Origin of the sequence: Phenylobacterium sp., assembly GCF_028290885.1 — a bacterium.
In the GTDB taxonomy this organism is placed as follows: domain Bacteria; phylum Pseudomonadota; class Alphaproteobacteria; order Caulobacterales; family Caulobacteraceae; genus Phenylobacterium.
In genome coordinates, this window is the sequence record NZ_JAQGIZ010000181.1 from 1 (window position 1) to 7,635 (window position 7,635).

The 7,635-nt window shown below is 67.5% G+C and carries 8 protein-coding genes; 2 read left to right on the forward strand and 6 right to left on the reverse strand.

Annotated features, from left to right (window positions below; genetic code table 11):
- The coding region (locus JWP28_RS12180; protein WP_299543225.1) for a MucR family transcriptional regulator at positions 1-138 on the forward strand (138 nt) is incomplete at its 5' end.
- A 48-nt stretch (positions 139-186) separates the two neighbouring features.
- On the opposite strand, the gene hemA is transcribed toward JWP28_RS12180, so the two are convergent.
- The 5 genes from hemA to JWP28_RS12205 form a co-directional block, all read right to left on the reverse strand.
- Positions 187-1,413, reverse strand: coding sequence for a 5-aminolevulinate synthase (gene hemA, locus JWP28_RS12185; protein WP_299543215.1), 1,227 nt, complete (start codon positions 1,411-1,413; stop codon positions 187-189).
- A 174-nt stretch (positions 1,414-1,587) separates the two neighbouring features.
- Positions 1,588-2,478 (reverse strand): 3-hydroxyisobutyrate dehydrogenase, encoded by an 891-nt coding sequence (gene mmsB, locus JWP28_RS12190; RefSeq protein ID WP_299543216.1) that lies wholly within the window; start codon positions 2,476-2,478, stop codon positions 1,588-1,590.
- 22 nt (positions 2,479-2,500) lie between these two features.
- The gene (locus tag JWP28_RS12195; RefSeq protein WP_299543218.1) at positions 2,501-3,256 is read right to left on the reverse strand and encodes a methyltransferase; all 756 of its coding nucleotides are present in this window, start codon (positions 3,254-3,256) and stop codon (positions 2,501-2,503) included.
- 43 nt (positions 3,257-3,299) lie between these two features.
- A complete protein-coding gene (locus tag JWP28_RS12200) occupies positions 3,300-4,352 on the reverse strand; it encodes an enoyl-CoA hydratase/isomerase family protein (RefSeq protein ID WP_299543220.1) in 1,053 nt (350 codons plus the stop codon).
- On the reverse strand, positions 4,349-5,488 hold the full coding sequence (locus JWP28_RS12205; RefSeq protein ID WP_299543221.1) for an isobutyryl-CoA dehydrogenase: 1,140 nt from the start codon (positions 5,486-5,488) through the stop codon (positions 4,349-4,351). Before JWP28_RS12205 ends, JWP28_RS12200 begins: the two co-directional genes overlap by 4 nt.
- Before the next feature lie 86 nt (positions 5,489-5,574).
- Here JWP28_RS12205 and hemB point away from each other — a divergent pair, with 86 nt between their 5' ends.
- Complete coding sequence (gene hemB / locus JWP28_RS12210; protein ID WP_299543223.1) at positions 5,575-6,591, forward strand: porphobilinogen synthase; 1,017 nt, start codon at positions 5,575-5,577, stop codon at positions 6,589-6,591.
- Positions 6,592-6,873: 282 nt separating this feature from the next.
- Here hemB and JWP28_RS12215 read toward each other — a convergent pair whose 3' ends face one another.
- Positions 6,874-7,473, reverse strand: a complete 600-nt coding sequence (locus JWP28_RS12215; RefSeq protein ID WP_299543224.1) for a hypothetical protein — start codon at positions 7,471-7,473, stop codon at positions 6,874-6,876.
- Positions 7,474-7,635: the final 162 nt, after the last annotated feature.

Here is a 7,635-nt window from a genome sequence, read left to right on the forward strand (position 1 = left end):
AACCTGAGCCCCGACGACTACCGCAAGCGCTGGGGCCTTCCGCCCGACTATCCGATGGTGGCTCCGGCCTATGCGGCGCGGCGCTCCGACTTCGCCAAGAAGATCGGTCTCGGCCGCGGCGTCCGACGGCGGAAGTAGCCGCGCCTCCGCCCGCTCATCCGCGAAAGCGGAATGAGCGGAATTGGCTCAGGCCGCGACGCCGCCGATGCGTTGGACGTTGCAGCGGACCCAGAGGGTTTCCAGCGCCGCCACCAGATCGTCCATCATGGCGTCGGTGTGGGCGGGCGACGGGGTGAAGCGCAGGCGCTCTGTCCCGCGCGGCACGGTCGGGTAGTTGATCGGCTGGACGTAGATGCCGTGATCCTCGAGCAGGATGTCGGAGATCATTTTGCAGTGGACAGCGTCGCCCACCAGCACCGGCACGATGTGGCAGACCGAGGGCATCACCGGCAGGCCGGCCTTCAGCATGCGGGCCTTCAGCGCCGCGGCGCGCTCCTGGTGGGCGACGCGGATTTCATCGTGCGCCTTCAGGTAGCGGATCGAGGCGACGGCGCCCGCGGCCAGGGCCGGCGGGAGCGAGGTGGTGAAGATGAAGCCGTCGGCGAAGCTGCGGATGGCGTCGACGATGATCGCATCGGCGGCGATGTAGCCGCCCATGACGCCGAACGCCTTGCCGAGCGTGCCCTCGATGATGTCGATCTCGGCCATCACCCCGTCGCGCTCTGCCACGCCGGCGCCACGCGGACCGTACATGCCGACCGCATGCACCTCGTCGAGGTAGGTCATTGCGCCGTAGCGCTTGGCCAGAGCCACGGTGCCGGGCAGGTCGGCGACGTCGCCGTCCATGGAATAGACGCTCTCCAGGGCGATCAGCTTCGGCGCGGCAGGGTCCGCCGTGGCCAGCAGCTCTTCGAGATGCTCGAGGTCGTTGTGACGGAAGATGTGGCGCGCGCCTTTGCCGGCGCGGATGCCGCTGATCATCGAGTTGTGATTCAGGGCGTCGGAGAAAATGATCAGGCCGGGCAGGATCTTGTAGAGCGTCGAGAGCGAGGCCTCGTTGGACACATAGCCCGAGGTGAAAAGCAGCGCGGCTTCCTTCCGGTGAAGGTCCGCGAGCTCGCGCTCCAGCTCTACGTGATAGTGCGTCGTGCCGGAGATGTTGCGGGTGCCGCCCGAGCCCGCGCCGGCCTCGTCGATAGCCCGCTTCATGGCCTCGGTGACCACGGGGTTCTGGCCTTGGCCGAGATAGTCGTTGGAGCACCAGACCACCACGTCCGACTCGGAACCGTCGCCGCGCGTCCAGGTGGCTCGCGGGAACTCGCCGCGATGGCGCTTCAGGTCTGCGAACACGCGATAGCGCCCCTCGGCGCGAATGCTCTCAAGAGCGCTGGCGAACGCGGCCTTGTAATCCATCGACTTGTCACCCGGTCCTGCGTTCGAGGTCTTGCGCAGGTCGCCGGTTCCCTTTGATGCGCCCGGGTTTTCGCACCGCGGGCAGACGTTGTCCATAACGCTGGGCGCCGCAGAACATGACCTTTGATAACGAAGCGCGCGCTTTCGATAAACGGCGGTTAGTTAGTCCAAGTCTCAGGCCGGCGCATGCCCCCGGAAGAGCTCCAGGATCGCCGAAAAGTCCTTGCCGCCGCCGCCCAGCCGGTCGAACAGCGCGTAGAGCCCTTCGGCCTGGGCGCCCAGCGGGGTCGCGGCGCCGGCCTTGGCTGCGGCTTCCTGGGCGAGTTTCAGGTCCTTCAGCATCATGGCGGTGGCGAATCCGCCCTCGTAGTTTCGGTTCGACGGCGCCGCCGGCACCGGGCCCGGCCAGGGGCAATAGCTGGTCAGACTCCAGCACTGGCCCGACGACTTCGAAGCGATCTCGAAGAACCGCTCGGGATCGAGGCCCAGCTTCTCCGCGAGCGCGAAGGCCTCGCAGACCGCGATCATCGAGGCGCCCAGCACCATGTTGTTGCAGATCTTCGCCGCCTGCCCCGCCCCGTGGTCGCCGGCGCGGATAACGGTGCGGGCCATCGGCCCGATCGCCGCCTCCACCGCCGCGAAGTCGGCCTCGTCGCAGCCGACCATGAAGGCCAGGGTTCCGGCCTCGGCCCCCGCCGTCCCTCCGGACACCGGCGCGTCGGCGAAGCGGAAGCCTTCCGCGGACGCGTCCTTGGCGACGGCGCGGGCGCTTTCCACGTCGATCGTCGAACAGTCGACCAGGAGCGCGCCGGCCTTGGCGTGGGGCAGGATCTCGGCCGCATAGACGGCGCGCACGTGCTGGCCGGCCGGCAGCATGGTGATCACCACGTCGGCGTCCTTGACGGCCGCGGTCGCCGAGCCGGCGGCGACGCAGCCCGCGGCCACCGCCTTCTGGACGGCGGCGGCGGACAGGTCGAAGGCGAGGACCTCATGACCCGCCCTGGCCTGGTTGGCGGCCATGCCGCCGCCCATGTTGCCCAGGCCGATGAAGGCGATGCGGGTCATGGAAGTCCTCTGGATCAGATACTTACTTGGGCTTGCGGAACTTGTAGATGAACTGGTCTGTGTGGCCCCGCAGGGGCGGATCGAAGACCGCTTTCGTGTGGTCATCGGTGGCGTTCGCCAGGACCTTGCTCTCGCCTTCGTATTTGAAGCCGGCGGCCTCGACTTCCTTCTTCACCACCGCCGGATCGATGCGGTGCAGGGTGTTGGTGACGGTGGCGCCGGGGGCCGCGGCGTGGTCCAGCACGACGAACACGCCGCCGGGCTTCAGGGAGTCGTAGATGGCCTTGTCGAAGGTCAGCATGTCGATGTTCGGGACGTTCTTGACGTCGTGATAGTTCTGCGCCGTCCACACCACGTCGGCCTTAGTCGGGATCGAAAGCCCGCCCGCCAACGGCGCGTGGATCGACTTCACGTTGGAATAGTTGGCGTCAGCCGCGATGGTGTCCTGCGCCGGCGTTGGCGCCGGCTTGGAGGGATCGGGGGACGGCCGCGGCGGACCGCCGACGGCGTAGACCGTGCCCTTCGGCCCGACGGCCTTGGAGAAGATGCGGGTGAAATAGCCGCCCCCGGGGATCAGGTCGACGACCGTCTGGCCCTGCTTGACGCCGGCGAACTCAAGCATCTCGGCCGGCTTGCGGTCGGCGTCGCGCTTGGTGTCGGCTTCAGGGCGGCTCTTGTCGGCCACGGCGGTCGTCTGGTTGGCGTCCGGCTTGGCGTAGGCGCCGCCGGCGGTGACGGCCACCGCGAGCGCAGCCGCCAGGAACAGCTTGGATTTCATCTGTTGTCCTCCCATGGCGGTCCGTCTGGAAGCCGCCTTGCGGTCAAGGTAGGGGCGTCCACTCCTCAACGGAAGGCAGGGGTGCGAAAATGCCGTCCAGCATCGCCTCGCTGACACCTTCCAGGCTCGGCGGATCCCATTTCGGCGCGTTGTCCTTGTCGACGATGACTGCGCGGACGCCCTCCAGGAAATCGTGGCGCTGCACCACGCGCGCGCCAATCCGGTACTCCATGGCCATGTTGTCGGCGAAGCTCTTCATCGCGCCGCCCAGTTGCAGCTGGCGGAAGGCGACCTTCATGGTCTGGGGCGACTTGGTCTTCAGGATGGCCAGCTGCTCGCGGGCCCAATCGGTGTCGGCCGCTTCCAGATCAGCCACGATCGCCTCGACGCTGTCGCCGGCGAACAGGCGGGCGATCTCGTCCTGGTGCGCGGCCAGGGCCGGCCGCCCGGCGTCGCCCTCGAACTCGGTCAGCAGGGTCTCGACGGCCGCCGGCTCGGCCACGATCCGGGCCTTCAGCTCCGGAAGGCGCGCGCTCTCCACGTAGTCGGTGGCGAAGCAGGTCAGCTCGCAGTCGGCCGCCTTGATCCGCGCGCCGGTGAGCGCCAGCCACAGGCCGATGTGGTCGCTCATCCGCGACAGGTACCAGCCGCCGCCAACGTCGGGGAACAGGCCGATGCCGGTCTCCGGCATGGCGAAGGTCGTCCGCTCGGTCCCCACCCGGAACCGGCAGGGCCGCGACAGGCCCACGCCGCCGCCCATGGTGATCCCGTCCATGAATGCGATGAGCGGCTTGGGATAGTCGTGCAGCAGGTTGTTGAGCCGGTATTCGGTGAAGAAGAACTCCCGCGCCAGCCGCCCGTCACCGGCCCCGCTGTCGGCCAGCATGCGGATGTCGCCGCCGGCGCAGAAGCCGCGCTCGCCGGCGTGGTCGATGAGCACCAGCTTGACGATCGGATTGTCGATCCAGGTGGTCAGCGCCTCGATCATGATCCGGCACATGTTGGTGGTCAGCGCGTGCAGCGCCTGCGGCCGGTTCAGCGTGATCCGCCCCACCGCGCCGTCCATGCGGATGAGGACTTCGGGGGCCTCGCTCATTGCCTAAACAGCTCCCTGGCGGTGATCACCCGCATGATCTCGTTGGTGCCTTCGAGGATCTGGTGGACGCGCAGGTCGCGAACGATCCGCTCCAGCGGGAAGTCCTGCAGGTAGCCGTAGCCGCCGTGCAACTGCAACGCCTGGTTGGCGACCTCGAAGCCGGTGTCGGTGGCGAGCCGCTTGGCCATAGCGCAGTACTGCGTGGCCTTGGGGTCGCGATTGTCGAGCGCATGCGCCGCGCGCCGCACCATCAGCCGGGCGGCGTCCAGCTCGGTCGCCATGTCCGCCAGGCGCCATTGCAGGCCCTGGAAGTCCTTCAGCGGATTGCCGAACTGCTTGCGGGTCTCCAGGTGCGCCTTGGCGGTGTCGAGCGCCAGGCCCGCGCCGCCCAGCGAGCAGGAGGCGATATTGATCCGCCCGCCGTCGAGGCCGGCCATGGCGATGCGGAAGCCCTCCCCTTCCGCACCGATGCGGTTTGCGACCGAAACCCGGCAGTCGTCGAAGTTGACCTGTGCCGTGGGCTGGGACTTCCAGCCCATCTTCTTCTCCTGGGCCCCGAAGGAGAGGCCCGGCGTGTCCTTCTCCACTACCAGGGCCGAGACCCCCTTCGGCCCGGGGCCGCCAGTGCGGACCATCACCACATAGACATCCGAGGTCCCGGCGCCGGAGATGAAGGCTTTCGAGCCGTTCAGGACGTAGGCGTCGCCGTCCTTGCGCGCGGTGGTCGCCAGCGCCGCGGCGTCGGAGCCGGAGCCCGGCTCGGTCAGGGCGTAGGAGGCGATCAGCTCCATGGTGGTCAGGCGCGGCAGGTAGCGGCGACGCAACTCCTCGGAGCCGAACCGGTCGATCATCCAGGCGGCCATGTTGTGGATCGAGATGAAGGCCGCGGTCGAGACGTCGCCGTAGGACAGCTGCTCGAAAACGATCGAGGCGTCGAGCCGGCTGAGCGCCGAGCCGCCCACGTCCTCCTGCACGTAGAGACCCGCGAAGCCCAGCTCGGCGGCCTTGCGGAGCACGTCGACCGGGAAGTGCTTTTCCTCGTCCCAGCGGGCCGAATGGGGCGCCAGTTCGGCGGCGGCGAAGGCGCGGGCGGCGTCCTCGATGGCGCGCTGGTCGTCGGTGAGGTTGAAATCCATGGGTCTCGCAACTCGCTCCGGTCGGTCGCACTGTCAAATGTTTCGAGGCTTGCGCGGCGCGGCGCGAGGGTTCACACGCCCCGGAAATGACCAAAGCCCCGCTCGCCGCCTACCCCGCCCTGCGCCTGCGCCGCCTGCGCCAGGCCGACTGGATCCGCCGGCTGGTGCGCGAGACAGTGCTGACGCCGGCCGACCTGATCTGGTCGATGGTAGTGCACGAGGGTGAAGGCCAGGTTCCGGTGGCCTCCATGCCGGGCGTCAGCCGCCTGTCGGTGAAGGACGCCGCGGCGGCCGCGAAGGAGGCCAAGGCGCTCGGCATCCCCGCCATCGCCGTCTTCCCGCACATCGACGGGGCCAAGAAGGACGCCGCGGGCACGCTCGCCCACGATCCCGACGGCCTGATCGCCCGCGCCGTGAAGGCCATGAAGGACGCAGCCCCCGAGGTCGGGATCATGTGCGACGTGGCGCTCGATCCCTTCACCGACCACGGCCACGACGGCCTGATCGAGGGCAACCGCATCCTCAACGATCCCACCATCGAGGCGCTGGTCGCCCAGGGCCTGATGCAGGCCAGGGCCGGCTGCGACATCCTCGCGCCATCGGACATGATGGACGGCCGTTGCGGCGCGCTGCGGGCGGCGCTTGAAGCCGAGGGCCTGCAGGACGTGATGATCATGTCCTACGCCGCCAAGTACGCCTCGGCCTTCTATGGCCCCTATCGCGAGGCGATCGGCTCCGGGAAGCTGGGAACCGGCTCGGTAGCGAACCCCGGCGACAAGAAGACCTACCAGATGGACAGCGCCAACTCCGACGAGGCGCTGCGCGAGGTCGCCCTGGATATCGCCGAGGGCGCCGACATGGTGATGGTCAAGCCCGGCATGCCCTACCTCGACATCGTCCGCCGGGTGGTCGAAGCCTTCGCCATGCCCACCTTCGCGTTCCAGGTCTCGGGCGAGTACGCCATGCTGATGGCCGCCGCCCAGAACGGCTGGCTGGAGGAAGAGCGCGCCATCATGGAAAGCCTCGGCGCCTTTAAGCGTGCGGGCGCGGCCGGCGTGATCACCTACTTCGCGCCGAGAGCGGCCCGGCTGCTCGGCGCCTAGGGCGTGTGCCTATAATCTCGGCCAGGGTCTGCTTTGGGCGACGGGCCAATGCCTGCGTCCGACTGAGGCTGTGTAAAAACTCGGGCGGCCAAAACGTCCGCGCAACATCCTGCCTGAGAGACCTGCGCCCGGCGCGCATGGCCGCAAGGCTTAGCCGGAAAGCGGCGCCCTTAAGGTAAGGCTTTGCGCGCTATTTTGGTTGGCGCGTGTTTTTACACAGCCTCGACTCATCGCGGACTCTGCCGCCGTCTCCTACGTCAAGGGGGGCTATGAACCCGGCAGTCATGCGGTATGACGTTCGAGCCGGATGGCGAGGTCGCGCGCACCCCGTAGCCCGGTCGGCTTCGCGCCCTTCAGGTAGAACTGGTACAAGTCCACCGTGTACGTGTCGAAATCGACCCGGTGATCCGGTGGAGGTAAGACTTTGTCGTAGCCCATCACAAAGCCATCGCCTGTATAGACCCAGTCCACTACCGCGCTGCTCTCATATAAGGCAGCATAGATTTGGTTGTAGTTATCGAAATGCCGTTCGGCCTCTTCAACCATCAAGCGATATTTCGGTGGAGCGAAAACCCAGGCTCCGGCAGGATCATAAAGACCAAGCATGCCCATAAAGCGGTCGGGGCGGGCGATCAGCTTCCTTATGGCCGTGCGGCCGTCGAACTCGAACTTGCGCTCGCGTTCGGAGACGTAGGACATACTGATTGTTCCGAACTTATTCGTCGCAGTAATCCGCTCGCCGGGGCCGAGCACCGCCTCCCTGACCCGCACAACCTCCCGGACCGCAGCTTGTTTGGCGCAACTCACCTGGCCGATTGCAGCGGCCGATCCCGCGAGACTTAAAGTGCCGGCGATCCAGCGCCTTCGGGCCGCATCCACCATTGACTCCCTCGGTTCGCCCGTCCGTCGATGGTGACGGTTGCTCGGTGCTCGGGGAGTGTCAACCGCCGCTTTCCACCCTGCACAGCCATTCGCCGGGTCCACTTCCGGGCAGATCGCCGAACGTCCGGTTCATGGCACTGGGCCGATGACCGAGGTCGACCC

What these genes read in the sequence shown, in the direction of transcription:
- hemA (WP_299543215.1), bottom strand. Translation starts at nt 1,413, where the DNA reads ATGGATTACAAGGCCGCGTTCGCCAGCGCTCTTGAGAGCATTCGCGCC.
- mmsB (WP_299543216.1), bottom strand. Translation starts at nt 2,478, where the DNA reads ATGACCCGCATCGCCTTCATCGGCCTGGGCAACATGGGCGGCGGCATG.
- JWP28_RS12195 (WP_299543218.1), bottom strand. Translation starts at nt 3,256, where the DNA reads ATGAAATCCAAGCTGTTCCTGGCGGCTGCGCTCGCGGTGGCCGTCACC.
- JWP28_RS12200 (WP_299543220.1), bottom strand. Translation starts at nt 4,352, where the DNA reads ATGAGCGAGGCCCCCGAAGTCCTCATCCGCATGGACGGCGCGGTGGGG.
- JWP28_RS12205 (WP_299543221.1), bottom strand. Translation starts at nt 5,488, where the DNA reads ATGGATTTCAACCTCACCGACGACCAGCGCGCCATCGAGGACGCCGCC.
- hemB (WP_299543223.1), top strand. Translation starts at nt 5,575, where the DNA reads ATGACCAAAGCCCCGCTCGCCGCCTACCCCGCCCTGCGCCTGCGCCGC.
- JWP28_RS12215 (WP_299543224.1), bottom strand. Translation starts at nt 7,473, where the DNA reads ATGGTGGATGCGGCCCGAAGGCGCTGGATCGCCGGCACTTTAAGTCTC.